This window comes from Bacillus sp. B1-WWTP-T-0.5-Post-4 (assembly GCF_009183795.1).
Lineage (GTDB): Bacteria > Bacillota > Bacilli > Bacillales > Bacillaceae_G > Bacillus_A > Bacillus_A cereus.
Window position 1 is genome coordinate 567,312 of sequence record NZ_WEIJ01000003.1, and the last position, 15,860, is coordinate 583,171.

Genomic DNA, 15,860 nt, shown 5'->3' on the forward strand with positions numbered 1-15,860 from the left:
TAAAAAACTTTGTTATTACCTTACATTAAAATGTTCTTCTTTTACCCATGTGTTTTGTCCAATATCAATGTAACCATCTTTTCTCGCAAAAACACCATATGGATAAGATCCATCCACATTTCCTTTATAATTTCCATTTGGACCATCATATGTGTTAATACCATAACCTGCTGGATATTTTGAGTAAGCGTGGAACCACTGCACTTCAAAGTGTTCTTCTTTTGCCCAGGCTTCCCAACCTAAGCAAAGCATATTTTCATTCCCGCCATACCAAGCAGCATCTATAATTAAATATGGCATTTTTGTATTAATGACATGACCTGTAAACCAAGCATCTTTTCCAGGACCACTATATAAATTGATGCCCCATCCTTCTGGGTATTTAGACGTTGCAATTCCCAGTCCTTTTGGTTGTAACGGCTTATTGTCACCGCCACCAGTTCCTCCATCAAAATCTACATATTGTTTAACAATTTCAGAGTAGAAGAAATTCCCCCCGTTTTTATATCGATAACCACCATTGTAGGCAACAGCGATAGGGTTACTATATTTCACCATAGCACCGGTCGTATTTCCAAGTGATGGCGCAACAACCGTTTTAGAATACAGATCTGCCACCGGTAATGAATGCTGTTTATTGTTAGAAGCTAACCAGCGAAGGTAAGCTCGTCCAAAATTATACGATTGAACAATGGCACTTAAATCTGTAATGCCATTTTTCTTCGCATCATCAAAAGCACCCTTTAAATGCTTCACTCCGTAATAAATTGAATCTTTCGGGTTTTTAATTGTATTCATTGCCCATCCTTGTGATTCACTAGACTGCATAATATCAGGTGTCGTTTCAGAATTCCCTCCACTTTCCACCATAATAATTCCAAGCACGTAAGGAACTAACTCAGGTACACCTTGTGCAGAACATTCGCTTTCTACCATTGATTGCCAACGTAATACCTGTTGTGGCAAATTCTTTGTTTTGACTGAAGCAGCTAATAAACTCATCATTAAACATCTCCTCATTTTTCTATTATTTTCGCCTGTAAAACTACTACTTTACTAAATATAACTAGAAGCTAAAGACCTATTAATCCATCAAATCACTTCATATTACTCACCTTCTTTCACAACAAAAAGAGCAACCATAAAAATAGTTGCTCTTTCGTCGAAATCTTATATTACTACTATAAATCACTTTTTCAATACTTTCTGTACACTACATGTATCCTACAAAAAGGTAACACTAAAATCCATCTAAAAACTTGACAATCTTCCTTATTTCAGCATGTTTTCGGCGTATATAGCCTGTACTATAATGTAATTCAAACGCAATTTGCTCTAAAGTCATTCCATCAACATATTTCATTTTAAGTATTTGATGATCCAGTCCTGTAAACTTATTAATCAAAAGCTTTAAATCATACTCTTCATTCATTTTATGAGCTAATTCATATTCAATTGCTTCAATCCGCCCTTCTACCTTAGCCCCTTCCGATTCAGCGGTTAATCTTACATTTTGCAAATCACCGCTAATCCAACGCTTCAATTCGGCTTTTGATTTATCTAAGTTGTATTCTAAATAAGCAATTTCTTCTTCTAACTTCTTATAATCTTTGAGCCATTCGAACACTTACTGATTCACCCACTTCCGTTCTTTTTACAAAGTCTCTTAATACTAATTTAATAGCATGAATATGCTTATTAGCCTTTTCAATCTTTATTACTTGTAAATCATCTAGCATTTTTTCTTATGACCTATATTTATTTAACACTTCTTGTAATCTCTCACGCTCTTCATCAGTAGACTGCACGGTTTTTCTTTCCTCTTCTAGATTTGTTGATTCATCATCTTTATATAACCAATCGGGTACAATCTCTTTTCTATTTGAATACTTCCTACCTGTCCCGTTATATTTCTTTTTCTTGCTCATTTCGAAACGTCTATCTAGTATGGCCACATCAACTAATGTTTTAACTTCTTGCTCCTTCCAATTCCTCAATATAGCCTTAATGTAGTTCCATCTTGGCGCATTCTCATCAACGGCTTTATTAATTGCATGCTGAATTAACTCCCCACTAAACAAATTACAAAAACTCCCCAACTCTGCAATTGCAATTTCACTTAACGGAATGCCCATCCCCTTAATAAAGTTACAACTTACTTTAACCCTCTCATTGATGAATACACGAGATTCTAATTTATCCATATCCTCATTATTATTTCGTTTATTAGTATTTAGTCTATTAGTATTTAGTAGTTTCTGATTTTCCTCATATGGCTTTACCACATCTTGGTTTTCCATTTGTGGCATGTTCCTTTGTGGCGTTTCGTAAATTTCCGTATCCCACCTTGTAATTTTTTTCGTATTCCCATCACGAACAGGATAACGTTTTACATAACCTAATTCTTTTAATTCCTTAAAACCTGTACGGAGCGAATCTTCTCCATCCTTAGCATGTCGAGCTAATTCGCTAATATGAAAAGTCCAATCGTCTGGTAATGTAAGCGCATAGGCTAAGATTCCTTTCGCTTTCCATGACAACCTTTCATCTTTTAAACCAGTATTATTTATAACGGAATAATTACTATCTTTTTTCACTCGAATAATCCCCATACTAGCCACCTCATCAATTCTCAAAAACGGTATTCAATGTTATACTTATCTAGAGATATTTTTTCTTATAGAATCCGCTGCAACGGATTCTTTTCTTATGCATTCATTCAAAACAATCATGCTATCCATATCTATTTTCTTCTAAACCTCTCTTATTCCTCAAGTTCAACATCCACTTGGATTTCGATATTCATTGGAATTTCTTGTGTTATACGAATCACATTTTGACTCATTCCTTTTTGAATAAGCTTTCTCACCTGCTCTTTTGCATCTTCTTTTGTTTTAAATTCACTGACAGTTGGTAACCCTGCTAAACTGCTAGTAATTACTAAAATCTTTCTTTGCATGTTCTTTCCTCCTACTGAATGTCTGCCATATTTATTTGTGAGTTTTTAACTGTAATTTCTTCATTTAAAACAGTTGGAATTGAATATTCTTCATTAATCATTTGTATTGCTCTATCCAAATGATAACGTTTAATAGCTTTATAACTATTCACACCAAATTCCCGATGTAACTGACTATAAATATCTCTATATAACTTCCTTCTAAGACCGATATCCTGATAAGAATTTGAATTTTTACCTCCCAATAACATAACACCTAACCTTTTTACAGCCCTTGTTATCTCTTCACACTCGATAGCATAAAGCGGCGTATTTTCTCGCAAACCCTTCACCTCAGACTTTATCTCTTGTATCTCCTGAGTATGTCCTTCTAACGCAGCAAATGTTAACTTTAAAACCCCCATTGGATCCTTTGGCACATTTTGTTGATTTTGTATATATTGCTTCATTCGTTTGAACTCTTTCATAAATTTGATTTTCATTCCAACCGCTTCTCTACTGGTATATCCCATAACAAGTAACGTGAATGCTTCTTCTGTTAAATCATATTTAGGGATTCGCCTATTCTTTGAATTAAAATAAGTGGACTCGTGAAAATTTTCTCCTCCAAACTCTTCACCTACATATACAATTTGTTTTCGAACTTCCTTCAAAACGTCGAAGTGATTTTTTTTGAATATCTTCGCAATTATCAAACTATCCGTTACTACTTTGCCATTAACTTCAAATACTAATGAACTATGTACTGATGAGTCAATTAATTGCCCCATCCTCATCTCCTCCTCACTACTAATTTTGGACTATCTTTATTGCATTGAGATAATTTCGCACTACGCATAATTCTTTACTTTCTTTTTACAAATTAACTAGTTATCGGAATTTAAATTAAATACTTTGATATGAACCCTCTTATTAAATCATCATTCAATAATTCGATTATAGGGTTACATTTTAAGTAAATTTCCTCCGATTTCAATTCGCTTCATTTTCTTCAAATTCAAAAAGATATTCCAAACTATGTTCTGGAAAAAAAGTTTTCTTAATTTCAAAAGCTTCATCATAATAAAAACGAAATTTACCATTTATTTTGTCGCTCACTGTTGCGTGGCGAAGTTTCAGATGCGAAGAAATTTGTGTAATCATAATTCTTTTTCTCGCCATCTCTGCACGCAAATTCGGATACATTGACTCACCACCTGTTTTTTGTACGATATTGCGTTCATTTCCATTTAAATATAAACTCAGTTTCGTATTTAGTCAACAAAAAAACGTATTTAAATACTCAATTTCGTATATTTTTCTATTTACTAACAATTTTAGTTAGGTTATGATATATACAGAAATACGCAATATCGTATGCATTTTAATAAGAAAGATGGTGAAAGTAATGAAAAAAGCAGAGGTTGTAACACGCTTAATAAAAGAAGCTGGCTATAGCAAAAGAGCCTTCGCCGAAAAAATAGGTCTCCCCCCCACAACACTGCAATCCATGTTATCAAGAGGGATTGGTAAAGCGTCTGTTGATAATGTCATAAAAGTTTGTAAGGGATTAGGAATTACTACTGATGATTTAGAAAGACTCGCAACTCAAGAGGACAATACTGTTAAAGAAGAAGTTTCTATTTATGAAACCATCCAAAACGATCAATCAAACATTCTTCATATTCCTATCATTGGTTCTGTAGCAGCTGGTACACCAATATTCGCTGAAGAAAATATCGAAGGCTATTTACCCATGCTGAGTACATTTTTAAACAAACGTAAAAAGTATTTTTATCTTACTGTAAAAGGCACTAGCATGAATCTCGAATTCCCTGATGGTTCTTATGTTTTAGTAGAGGAAACTCCTTATGTTGAAAACGGACAAATTGCTGTTGTAAAAGTCAATGGTTATGATGCTACCGTGAAAAAGATTTCAAAATCCGGAAGCATCATTACTTTAATACCATTGAGTAATGACCCTATCCACGAACCAAAAACTTACGACCTTTCAGCTGAAGATGTAAAAATAATTGGTCGCGTTGTACAGGCAGTAAAGAATTATTAAGTTATAGCACAAGTGATTTAAAAAAGATAAAATCAATTCTTTTGAAAAGATTTTCTTAGTAACATGATTTAAAATAACCAAAAACAATCCATTATCTAGTAGTTAATATATCCAATAACTTCACTAAAAAAGCCCTGATACCGTAGTATCAAGGCTTTTTTAGTTCATAAATTATATAAAACTTACGTTTATCTGATAATGTTTTTCTATGATATCACTACTTGTTATTAATTATTGGCTTTTATGTGGCTATTTTTCATTTTGCAACCACATAAAATTGTAATAATAGGGAATTAAAAAACCCTTGATACGAGTTGTATCAAGGGTTCAAGCCTCTTAGTATAGAGACATATATTGATCGCGTTCCCATTGGTGAACTTGTGTTCTAAAGATATCCCACTCAATCTCTTTCGCTTCGATGAAGTGCTCAAGTAAGTGTTCTCCTAGTGCACCGCATACTACTTCATTAGATTGTAATGTAACTAATGCTTGCGCTAATGTTGCTGGTAAGTCAACGATACCTGCTTCTTCGCGCTCTTCTTTTGTCATTACATAGATGTTACGATCTACTGCTGCTGGTGGAGTTAATTTGTTTTTAATTCCATCAAGACCTGCAGCTAATAATGTAGCCATTACTAAATATGGGTTTGCAGCTGGGTCAACACTACGCACTTCTACGCGTGTACTAATACCACGAGATGCAGGGATACGTACTAACGGACTACGGTTTTGTGCAGACCATGCTACGTAACAAGGCGCTTCATATCCAGGTACTAGACGTTTATATGAGTTTACAGTTGGGTTTGCTATCGCTGTAAATGCTGGTGCATGTTTTAAAATACCTGCGATGAAGTGACGAGCATCATCACTTAATTGTAAGTCACCGTTTGCATCAAAGAATACGTTCTCACCATTTTTAAATAATGATAAGTTACAGTGCATACCTGAACCGTTCACACCGTATAGTGGTTTTGGCATAAACGTTGCGTGTAAACCATGTTTACGAGCAATTGTTTTTACAACAAGTTTGAATGTTTGAATGTCATCACATGAGCGAATTGCATTTGCATATTTAAAGTCAATTTCGTGCTGTCCTGGAGCAACCTCATGGTGAGATGCTTCAATTTCAAATCCCATTTCTTCAAGTTCAAGAACGATATCACGACGACAGTTTTCTCCTAGATCCATCGGCGCAAGGTCGAAGTATCCACCGTTATCGTTTAGTTCTAATGTTGGATTTCCTTTTTCATCAACCTTAAATAGGAAGAATTCTGGCTCTGGTCCAAGATTGAAGTCTGAAAATCCTAAAGCTTCCATTTCTTTTAACACACGTTTTAAGTTGTTACGTGGGTCTCCATCAAATGGAGTGCCATCTGCATTGTAAATATCACAGATTAGTCGAGCTACTTTACCTTTTTCAGCTGTCCAAGGGAAAATTACCCAAGTGTCTAAATCAGGATATAAATACATATCAGACTCTTCAATACGTACGAAACCTTCAATCGAAGATCCATCAAACATCATTTTGTTATCAAGAGCTTTCGTTAATTGTCTCACTGGAATCTCTACGTTTTTAATTACCCCTAAAAGGTCCGTAAATTGTAAACGGATATACTTTACATTCTCTTCTTTCGCCAAACGGAAAATATCTTCTTTTGTGTATCTAGACATTATAAATTCCTCCTTAGTCCCTCTAATCGCCTTCAGAATCAGTTATCTTTAGTGAAAAAATCTTGAAATGTCACCTTGTCGCAATGAAGTTCGATTGAATCTACCTGTATGTTGTAGTTCATCTCGAAGTATTTTGCGAAGCTCAGTTTTTGAAATTTCTTTCGTTTCTTCTTTTACTTTCACTGCTTCTGTTTGATTTTCTTTCATTAGTAACACTTGTTTAATACCAGCCATATTCAGGCCTTGATCTAACAAATCTTTAATTTCTAACAACTTATCTACATCGTTAAATGAAAATAATCTACGATTCCCCTTTGTACGGGTTGGAGAAACAAGATTATGCTCTTCATAGTAGCGAATTTGACGTGCAGACAATTGTGTTAAATCCATAACAATACCAATAGGAAACAGCGGGGCAGAACGTCTATCTTCTTTCATTTTTCAGTTCCTCCTTCGCCTTAACTGCTTCTCATTTTATACCATGTTATGTTTAGTGTCAATAGATGTTAGCTTTTCTTACATGATTTTTTATAATTTTTTTATGAATTTTTTCATTCTTTTTTCTAATCGCATAAATCATTACTTTTATACGAAAAAAGCTGCCAAAATCGACAGCTTCCCATTAAGAAATTATTAATAAATTCTTTTCAATCAATTCGTCAATCGCAGAACAAATCGCAATTTTAACATGCGAATACGTTAAGCCACCTTGCACATACGCAACATACGGTGGTCTAATTGGACCATCAGCAGACAATTCAATACTTGCACCTTGAATAAACGTTCCCGCCGCCATGATTACATCATCTTCATAACCTGGCATATAGTTTGCATACGGAGTAAAATGCGAATTAATTGGAGATGCATATTGAATCGCTTGGCAGAAGGCAATCATACGGTCTTTATCATCAAATTGAACCGATTGAATTAAGTCTGTTCTTGGCGCATTCCACGCTGGTGACGTGTTCATTCCTAACTTTTCTAAAAACGCAGCTGTAAAAATTGCACCTTTCAGCGCTTGTCCTGCAACATGTGGCGCTAAGAAGAACCCTTGATACATTTCTTGCAGACTGTATAAAGACGCTCCAGCTTCCGCACCAATTCCCGGAGACGTTAAACGATATGCACACGCTTCAACATACTGTTCTTTCCCGACAATATAACCACCAGTTTTAACAATTCCGCCGCCCGGGTTTTTAATAAGCGAACCCGCCATTAAATCTGCACCAACATGACATGGCTCTTGCTCTTCAATAAACTCGCCATAACAGTTATCTACAAACACAACAACATCAGGTTTAATTTCTTTAACAAACGCGATCATCTCTTTAATTTGAGAAATAGTAAACGATGGACGAGTAGCATAACCTTTCGAACGCTGAATACCGATCATTTTCGTATTATTATGAATCGCCGCTGCAACAGCCTCAAAATCAACAAGCCCAGCACTAGTTAGCGGAACTGCATTGTAACCGATATTATATTCTTTAAATGAACCTACACCTTTCCCACGTACACCAACAATTTCCTCTAACGTATCATACGGTTTCCCAGTGATATACAATAACTCATCTCCCGGGCGTAAAATACCAAATAACGCTGTAGAGATAGCGTGAGTACCTGAAATAATTTGCGGACGAACAAGTCCAGCTTCCGCCCCAAATACATCAGCATACACTTTTTCTAACGTATCACGGCCAATATCATCATAACCATAACCTGTTGTCGGGATAAAATGCGAGTCACTAATTTTATGTTTCCGAAAACTTTCTAATACACGAAACTGATTGCTTTCAATCACTTCATCCGCACGTTTATGTACTTCTGTAATCTGACTCTCTACTTCTTTTACAATTGGAGCAATTTTTTCTCCATTTTTCAAACGATCAAACATTTTTATTTTCTCCTTCTTCCACTAAAAATCTCTTTAATTGCACATTAAGCGATGAATGAGTAAAAATATACCCTGCACAATCATATACAAATTTATCTTCTAGAAACTCCATCTTTGCTAATAGAGTTTCCGTCTTTAAAAGCGTTAACAACTTACCTTCACTCGGAGGGATTTCCACTCGATAACAATCCATTTCTTTCTTCATCTTCGTTTCTATCGCTTCTTTTATACGCAATAAATCACTTTCTTCAAAAGCACTAGTCATTAAGAAATCACTTTTCGGAAACGGAATAAAGTTTTGATGTAATTCATCTTTTTTATTATATAACGTAATAATAGGAATATGGTTAATTTCAAGTTCTGATAATAATCGTTTTACTGTTTTTTCATGCCCTATGTAGTTAGGATCCGCGGAATCAACTACATGTAAAATGACATCTGCTTCCCCCGCTTCTTCCAGTGTCGAACGAAAAGCAGCGATTAATGAAGTGGGTAAATCTTGTATAAAACCAACAGTATCAGTTAGTAATACTGTATAACCAGAAGGTAACGGCATCTTCCTCGTCGTTGGGTCTAATGTTGCAAACAGAAGGTTTTCTTCAAACGTATCAGCTTCCGTTAATCTATTAAACAGTGTCGATTTCCCTGCATTTGTATACCCTATTAACGAAACTTGAAATACTTTATTATCTTTTCTTCTCTCACGATATCTTTTTCGATGTTCCACAACAACTGCAAGTTGTTTCTTTATTTCATCAATACGGGATCGAATATGACGACGATCCGTCTCTAATTTCGTCTCACCTGGTCCTCTCGTTCCAATACCACCACCAAGACGCGATAAGGACAATCCTTGCCCCATAAGACGCGGCATTGTATATTGCAACTGAGCTAATTCTACTTGAAGCTTACCTTCCCTCGACTTCGCACGTTGCGCAAAAATATCCAGTATTAGTTGCGTTCGATCAATTACTCTCGCATTTAATACTGAGGATAAATTCCGAATTTGACTCGGCGTTAATTCATTATTAAATACAATAACATCCGGCTCTAATTCTTCAGTTAACATTGTAAGCTCTTCTAATTTCCCTTTACCTATGTAAGTTGCCGGATGAAACTTTGGTCGTTTTTGCGTTGTTGACACTAACAATTCTGCTCGTGCAGTCTTCGCTAGTGATGCAAGCTCTTTCATGGAATGCATAAATTTTTCATCATCATCTTGTGGCAATTGACAGCCTACTAATATGACTTTTTCTTTTTCTTCCATCAAATATGTTCACTCATCCTTTTCGAAATTTAAACCTTCTAATATAATAGCAGAGGAAGCACATTTCATCTAGTTAGCGGGGGAGAAAATTCATGGCATGGGAGATTTTTAGCATCATAGGCACAATCGCTTTCGCACTAAGCGGAGCCATTGTTGCAATGGAAGAGGATTATGATATTTTCGGGGTGTATATTTTAGGAATGGCAACCGCATTTGGGGGAGGTGCCCTTCGTAATTTATTAATCGGTTATCCGATTGTCGCGTTTTGGCAACAAGACATGTTATTCCAAATCGCACTTTTATCAATGACTATTATTTTTCTTTTTCCAAATAAGTTAATTAGACATTGGAAAAAGTGGGAAAATATCACTGACGCTATCGGCTTATCAGCATTTGCTGTACAAGGAGCATTATATGCCCAAAAATTAAATTTACCAATTAGCGCCACAATTGTAGCAGCTGTTTTAACTGGTATTGGCGGCGGTATCATTCGCGATCTTTTAGCCCGCAGGAAACCTCTCGTTCTTCGAGCTGAAGTATATGCCTTTTGGACAATTTTAGCAGGTTTTTTAATTGGCGCTCAAATTATTGTTAGCGATTGGGCTCTTTACATTTTATTCATTTTAATTGTTTGCTTCCGCATGGTTTCTATTCATTACAAATGGCATTTACCACACAGACGTATCGAAACGAAAGAACGTTCAATCCATAAATAGCAATCTAACCTCTTTACATATCGTAAAGAGGTTTTTCTTTTCTAACGATTTTTTCTTTATATAATGTTTATACTAATTTTTAAAGTGAGGTGAATACAAATGACAAACCACGTTAATAAAGGAGCTCAAAAAAGCTCAGTAAATCAATTTGGACACGATCCTAATTCAGCACACGAAAAGAGCGCTAAAATGGAACACTTCCATAAAGTACACCAAGAAAAAGAAAAAAAAGAGTAAACGAACTTATACACAAAAATCGACGCACAGTTTATGTACTGTGCGTCTCCTCTTCGAGCATCAAATCCATACTCGATATTCCAATTAAATCATTTTTATCATAGGCATCTTCTTGCAACAACCGCATCGCCTGTGTACGAATTGATTTTTCAACAATATTCCGTACATACCGCCCATTACTAAACGATGTAATTTGCGACGAATACTTTACAGCATGTAAATGATCCCTAAATTTCCATTCAGCCTCTTTCGATAACTGATATTCACGATCTTCATACATTCTTTTCCCAATTTCCAACAACTGATTTACCGAGTAATCCGCAAATTCAATAATAAATGGAAAACGAGATTGCAGCCCTGGATTTAATGAAAGAAAGTGATTCATCTCTCTTGAATATCCAGCTAAAATCAATACAAAACCATGTTGTTTATCTTCCATATGTTTTACAAGCGTATCAATTGCTTCTTTTCCAAAGTCCTTCTCTCCTCCTCGAGCTAAAGAATACGCCTCATCAATAAACAAAATACCTCCCATTGCTTTTTTTATTAAGTCTCTTGTTTTTTGAGCTGTATGGCCGATGTACTCTCCTACAAGATCAGCACGTTCAGCTTCAACCAAGTGGCCTTTCGATAGAATATTCATCTCAAACAGCAATTTCCCTATCATTCTAGCAACAGTTGTCTTCCCTGTACCTGGATTCCCTTTAAACAGCATATGAAGTACTTGCTTCTCTGACTTCAATCCCTTCTCTTGTCTTTTTTTATTCACATAAATCCAAGCATATATTTCTTTTATTATCTTTTTTATATCATCCATCCCAACAAGCTTCCCCATCTCTTCTTCAATTCTCTGCAGCATTTCATGTTTAATTGCAGTTTCATTTGAAATTACCGTTTTATTTTCTGCGGCTGGCAAAGAAATTTTCTTTCGATGGTTTAACACAATATTAATTTGATTGTTGTTTTTCTTTCGCATCGATTGTTCCATACAATCACCTCATTTTATCCACTCACCAAATATTATTATTCCTGTCCCCCTTGTAAATGCCTATTTTCAGAAAAGTTTGCTATAATATAAGAAATAATTAAGGTGGTGGGACTATGGAGACAACGGAATTCCATGATACAATACAAGCCTTTTCTATTTTTTTATTGAATAAAGGCCGAAAACCCTCAACTATTAAACGTTATGTTTATGACGTTGAAGACTTCGGACATTGGTTAGAAAAAAACAAAAAGCTCCCTTCCAGTAATATATGGGCTACACTTTGTACAAAAGACTACGAAGATTACTTTTCCGATTTAAAAACGAATCGACATTACTCAGAAAAAACGATGCATCGTGTATTTATTGTACTAAATAGAATGCATCATTTTCTAAACATTCCTAATCCATTGAAAAATATGGAGATATCTATTCAACCAGACCGTACACTTCGTAACGAAGATTTCATTTCACCTGATGAAGAAAAAAGGTTAAAGTATATAGTCACTTCATTAGAAGGACTTTCAGAAAAACAACTTCCTGTGCGCCCCTTATTAATGGATCGCAATATTGCTATTTTAAATCTATTGATTGACTACGGTTTATCCTTACAGGAACTTACAGCATTAACAATGCATCACGTTCACTTTGAAACTAACACATTATCAATCCCAGCAACCGCAGGTGTAGAAAGAACAATTACATTAGCAAAAGAAGACAAAAAACAACTATATAATTATTACAAAAGCATCCCGGAACCAGTTCGTCCTAAATACCATAGTGATGATCCATTATTTGTCGCATTCGATTTTAACCGTGGAACATACAGGTGGGTATATGAAAATGATGCACCAAAGGCATTAACGGAAATTGCTATACAAAAAATGATTCGCCTCGAAGTGGCTAGAGCCAATTTACGTAAAGGAATTTCAGGACAACATTTTCGTAACACCTATATTTTAAACTTAATAAAAAAAGAAACTCCTGAATCAGAAATTATAAAACTCGCTGGATTCAAATCAAAAATTTCATTAAAGCGATATTATCAATACGCAGAAAATAGAAAAAACGCCTTATTGTAAGGCGTTTTTTCTATTTTTTCTTTAAACAAACGATTTTACTATGACCATTTAACTAATTTCTGCATCTACTATGATGAGTTTCGTTCACATTTTCGTGAGAAAGGAGAGATTTAATGTCTCGTTATAACGACAATCAAAACAAATTCTCCAAACCATGCTTTCCAAGTAGCGCCGGACGAATCCCAAATACTCCATCAATCCCAATTACTAAAGCTCAACTTAGAACATTTCGTGCGATTATTATTGATTTAACAAAAATAATCCCAACACTTTTCGCAAATCCATCTCCCCAAAATATTGAAGATCTAATCGATACATTGAACCTACTGAGTAAATTTATTTGTTCACTAGACGCTACTTCCTCCCTGAAAGCACAAGGGTTAGCTATCATTAAAAACTTAATAACTATATTAAGAAATCCAACCTTTGTAGCAAGCGCTGTATTTATTGAGCTTCAAAATCTCATTAACTATTTACTATACATTACAAAATTATTCCGAATTGACCCTTGCACACTTCAAGAGCTCCTTAAATTAATAGCAGCATTACAAACTGCTCTAGTTAATTCCGCTTCGTTTATTCAAGGACCTACCGGACCTACTGGACCAGCAGGCGCTACTGGTGCTACCGGTGCCACTGGACCTCGAGGTAACACGGGCGCTACCGGCGCTACTGGACCTCAAGGTAACACGGGTGCTACTGGCGCTACCGGTGCCACTGGACCTCGAGGTAACACGGGCGCTACCGGCGCTACTGGACCTCAAGGTAACACAGGTGCTACTGGTGCTACCGGCGCCACTGGGCCTCGAGGTAACACGGGCGCTACCGGCGCTACTGGACCTCAAGGTAACACGGGTGCTACTGGTGCTACCGGCGCCACTGGGCCTCGAGGTAACACTGGCGCTACTGGTGCTACCGGACCTCAAGGTAACACGGGTGCTACTGGTGCTACCGGCGCCACTGGGCCTCGAGGTAACACGGGCGCTACCGGCGCTACTGGACCTCAAGGTAACACGGGTGCTACCGGTGCCACTGGGCCTCGAGGTAACACAGGTGCTACTGGTGCTACCGGACCTCAAGGTAACACGGGTGCTACCGGTGCCACTGGGCCTCGAGGTAACACAGGTGCTACTGGTGCTACCGGACCTCAAGGTAACACGGGTGCTACCGGTGCCACTGGGCCTCGAGGTAACACGGGCGCTACCGGCGCTACTGGACCTCAAGGTGTTCAAGGTAACACGGGCGCTACTGGTGCTACTGGACCTCAAGGTAACACGGGTGCTACCGGTGCCACTGGCGCTACTGGTATAGGAGTTACCGGACCTACCGGACCTTCTGGCGGGCCTCCTGGACCTACTGGACCTCAGGGACCTCAAGGTAACACGGGTGCTACTGGCGCTACTGGACCTCAAGGTGCTCAAGGACCTGCTGGTGCTACCGGTGCCACTGGACCTCAAGGTGTTCAAGGTAACACGGGTGCCACGGGTGCTACTGGTGCCACTGGACCTCAAGGTGTTCAAGGTAACACGGGTGCTACCGGCGCTACTGGACCTCAAGGTGTTCAAGGTAACACGGGTGCTACCGGTGCTACTGGACCTCAAGGCGTTCAAGGTAACACGGGTGCTACTGGACCTCAAGGTGCTCAAGGTAACACGGGTGCTACTGGACCTCAAGGTGTTCAAGGTAACACGGGTGCTACTGGTGCCACTGGACCTCAAGGTGTTCAAGGTAACACGGGTGCTACCGGTGCTACTGGACCTCAAGGTGTTCAAGGTAACACGGGTGCTACTGGTGCTACTGGTGCTACTGGTGCCACTGGACCTCAAGGTGTTCAAGGTAACACGGGTGCTACCGGTGCTACTGGACCTCAAGGCGTTCAAGGTAACACGGGTGCTACCGGCGCTACTGGACCTCAAGGTGCTCAAGGTAACACGGGTGCTACCGGCGCTACTGGACCTCAAGGTGTTCAAGGTAACACGGGTGCTACCGGCGCTACTGGACCTCAAGGTGTTCAAGGTAACACGGGTGCTACCGGCGCTACTGGACCTCAAGGTGTTCAAGGTAACACGGGTGCCACGGGTGCCACGGGTGCTACTGGTGCCACTGGACCTCAAGGTGTTCAAGGTAACACGGGTGCTACCGGTGCTACCGGTGCCACTGGACCTCAAGGCATTCAAGGTAACACGGGTGCTACCGGCGCTACTGGACCTCAAGGCGTTCAAGGTAACACGGGTGCTACCGGTGCTACTGGACCTCAAGGCGTTCAAGGTAACACGGGTGCTACTGGACCTCAGGGTGTTCAAGGTAACACGGGTGCTACCGGCGCTACTGGACCTCAAGGCGTTCAAGGTAACACGGGTGCTACCGGCGCTACTGGACCTCAAGGCGTTCAAGGTAACACGGGTGCTACTGGACCTCAGGGTGTTCAAGGTAACACGGGCGCTACCGGACCTCAAGGCATTCAAGGACCAACGGGTGCTACCGGCGCTACTGGCATAGGAGTTACTGGACCTACTGGACCTTCTGGTGGACCTACCGGACCTACTGGGCCAACTGGACCTAGCTTCCCTATAGCAACAATTGTTGTAACAAACAATATTCAGCAAACAGTACTGCAATTTAATAACTTTATTTTTAGTACTGCAATTAACGTAAACAATATTATCTTCAACGGCACAGATACAGTTACTGTTATTAACGGTGGTATTTATGTAATTAGCGTATCCATTTCTACAACTGCGCCAGGATGCGCTCCACTCGGAGTAGGCATTTCAATTAATGGAGCAGTCGCAACTGATAATTTCTCTTCAAATTTAATAGGCGACTCACTTTCATTTACTACAATCGAAACATTAGCAGCTGGTGCAAGAATTTCTGTCCAATCTACTCTTAATGAGATTACAATCCCCGCGACAGGAAATACTAATATCCGCCTTACTGTATTTAGAATCGCTTAAATTTCATCATATATTGTTTATGACAAATAAAAAAAGAGCGAGGAA

Annotated in this window: 17 protein-coding genes; 5 read left to right on the forward strand and 12 right to left on the reverse strand. The window is 38.2% G+C overall.

Going from position 1 to position 15,860, the window contains the following annotated elements:
• Window positions 1-15: 15 nt before the first annotated feature.
• From GBN91_RS13590 to GBN91_RS13615, 7 genes are all read right to left on the reverse strand, one after another.
• The gene (locus tag GBN91_RS13590; protein ID WP_033692154.1) at window positions 16-1,002 is read right to left on the reverse strand and encodes a lysozyme family protein; all 987 of its coding nucleotides are present in this window, start codon (window positions 1,000-1,002) and stop codon (window positions 16-18) included.
• Between the two features lie 238 nt (window positions 1,003-1,240).
• The gene (locus GBN91_RS13595) at window positions 1,241-1,627 is read right to left on the reverse strand and encodes a DUF1492 domain-containing protein (protein ID WP_000464425.1); all 387 of its coding nucleotides are present in this window, start codon (window positions 1,625-1,627) and stop codon (window positions 1,241-1,243) included.
• A complete protein-coding gene (locus tag GBN91_RS29235) occupies window positions 1,602-1,739 on the reverse strand; it encodes a hypothetical protein (RefSeq protein WP_000883317.1) in 138 nt (45 codons plus the stop codon). The genes GBN91_RS13595 and GBN91_RS29235 overlap by 26 nt, the downstream gene beginning before the upstream one ends.
• A gap of 6 nt (window positions 1,740-1,745) precedes the next feature.
• Window positions 1,746-2,612, reverse strand: coding sequence for a DnaD domain protein (locus GBN91_RS13600; RefSeq protein ID WP_152121604.1), 867 nt, complete (start codon window positions 2,610-2,612; stop codon window positions 1,746-1,748).
• 152 nt (window positions 2,613-2,764) lie between these two features.
• Window positions 2,765-2,959: a hypothetical protein gene (locus tag GBN91_RS13605; protein WP_001189065.1), complete on the reverse strand. Its 195-nt coding sequence runs from the start codon at window positions 2,957-2,959 to the stop codon at window positions 2,765-2,767.
• Window positions 2,960-2,970: 11 nt separating this feature from the next.
• Entirely contained in the window at window positions 2,971-3,729 is a 759-nt protein-coding gene (locus tag GBN91_RS13610; protein ID WP_006920058.1) for a phage regulatory protein, read from the reverse strand.
• A 202-nt stretch (window positions 3,730-3,931) separates the two neighbouring features.
• Entirely contained in the window at window positions 3,932-4,144 is a 213-nt protein-coding gene (locus GBN91_RS13615; RefSeq protein WP_000283431.1) for a hypothetical protein, read from the reverse strand.
• A 202-nt stretch (window positions 4,145-4,346) separates the two neighbouring features.
• Between GBN91_RS13615 and GBN91_RS13620 the strand changes: the two genes are divergently transcribed.
• Window positions 4,347-5,006, forward strand: a complete 660-nt coding sequence (locus GBN91_RS13620) for a LexA family protein (RefSeq protein ID WP_033692152.1) — start codon at window positions 4,347-4,349, stop codon at window positions 5,004-5,006.
• Between the two features lie 336 nt (window positions 5,007-5,342).
• Here the strand turns inward: GBN91_RS13620 and glnA are convergent, their stop codons facing one another.
• From glnA to hflX, 4 genes are all read right to left on the reverse strand, one after another.
• Window positions 5,343-6,677, reverse strand: coding sequence for a type I glutamate--ammonia ligase (gene glnA, locus GBN91_RS13625; protein WP_000092763.1), 1,335 nt, complete (start codon window positions 6,675-6,677; stop codon window positions 5,343-5,345).
• Between the two features lie 48 nt (window positions 6,678-6,725).
• The gene (gene glnR, locus GBN91_RS13630; protein WP_000656783.1) at window positions 6,726-7,115 is read right to left on the reverse strand and encodes a transcriptional repressor GlnR; all 390 of its coding nucleotides are present in this window, start codon (window positions 7,113-7,115) and stop codon (window positions 6,726-6,728) included.
• Window positions 7,116-7,299: 184 nt separating this feature from the next.
• The gene (locus GBN91_RS13635) at window positions 7,300-8,571 is read right to left on the reverse strand and encodes a methionine gamma-lyase family protein (protein ID WP_000460304.1); all 1,272 of its coding nucleotides are present in this window, start codon (window positions 8,569-8,571) and stop codon (window positions 7,300-7,302) included.
• Window positions 8,564-9,838, reverse strand: a complete 1,275-nt coding sequence (gene hflX / locus GBN91_RS13640) for a GTPase HflX (RefSeq protein WP_000391407.1) — start codon at window positions 9,836-9,838, stop codon at window positions 8,564-8,566. The genes GBN91_RS13635 and hflX overlap by 8 nt, the downstream gene beginning before the upstream one ends.
• A gap of 92 nt (window positions 9,839-9,930) precedes the next feature.
• Between hflX and GBN91_RS13645 the strand changes: the two genes are divergently transcribed.
• Both GBN91_RS13645 and GBN91_RS28875 read left to right on the forward strand, forming a co-directional pair.
• The gene (locus tag GBN91_RS13645) at window positions 9,931-10,554 is read left to right on the forward strand and encodes a trimeric intracellular cation channel family protein (protein ID WP_000312266.1); all 624 of its coding nucleotides are present in this window, start codon (window positions 9,931-9,933) and stop codon (window positions 10,552-10,554) included.
• 99 nt (window positions 10,555-10,653) lie between these two features.
• The gene (locus tag GBN91_RS28875; RefSeq protein WP_000181503.1) at window positions 10,654-10,791 is read left to right on the forward strand and encodes a hypothetical protein; all 138 of its coding nucleotides are present in this window, start codon (window positions 10,654-10,656) and stop codon (window positions 10,789-10,791) included.
• A gap of 31 nt (window positions 10,792-10,822) precedes the next feature.
• On the opposite strand, the gene spoVK is transcribed toward GBN91_RS28875, so the two are convergent.
• Window positions 10,823-11,779: a stage V sporulation protein K gene (gene spoVK, locus GBN91_RS13650; protein WP_000438174.1), complete on the reverse strand. Its 957-nt coding sequence runs from the start codon at window positions 11,777-11,779 to the stop codon at window positions 10,823-10,825.
• 113 nt (window positions 11,780-11,892) lie between these two features.
• Here spoVK and GBN91_RS13655 point away from each other — a divergent pair, with 113 nt between their 5' ends.
• Both GBN91_RS13655 and GBN91_RS13660 read left to right on the forward strand, forming a co-directional pair.
• Window positions 11,893-12,858, forward strand: a complete 966-nt coding sequence (locus GBN91_RS13655; RefSeq protein ID WP_000450326.1) for a tyrosine-type recombinase/integrase — start codon at window positions 11,893-11,895, stop codon at window positions 12,856-12,858.
• Between the two features lie 113 nt (window positions 12,859-12,971).
• Entirely contained in the window at window positions 12,972-15,815 is a 2,844-nt protein-coding gene (locus GBN91_RS13660) for a Gly-Xaa-Xaa repeat protein (protein ID WP_152121605.1), read from the forward strand.
• Window positions 15,816-15,860 lie beyond the last annotated feature (45 nt).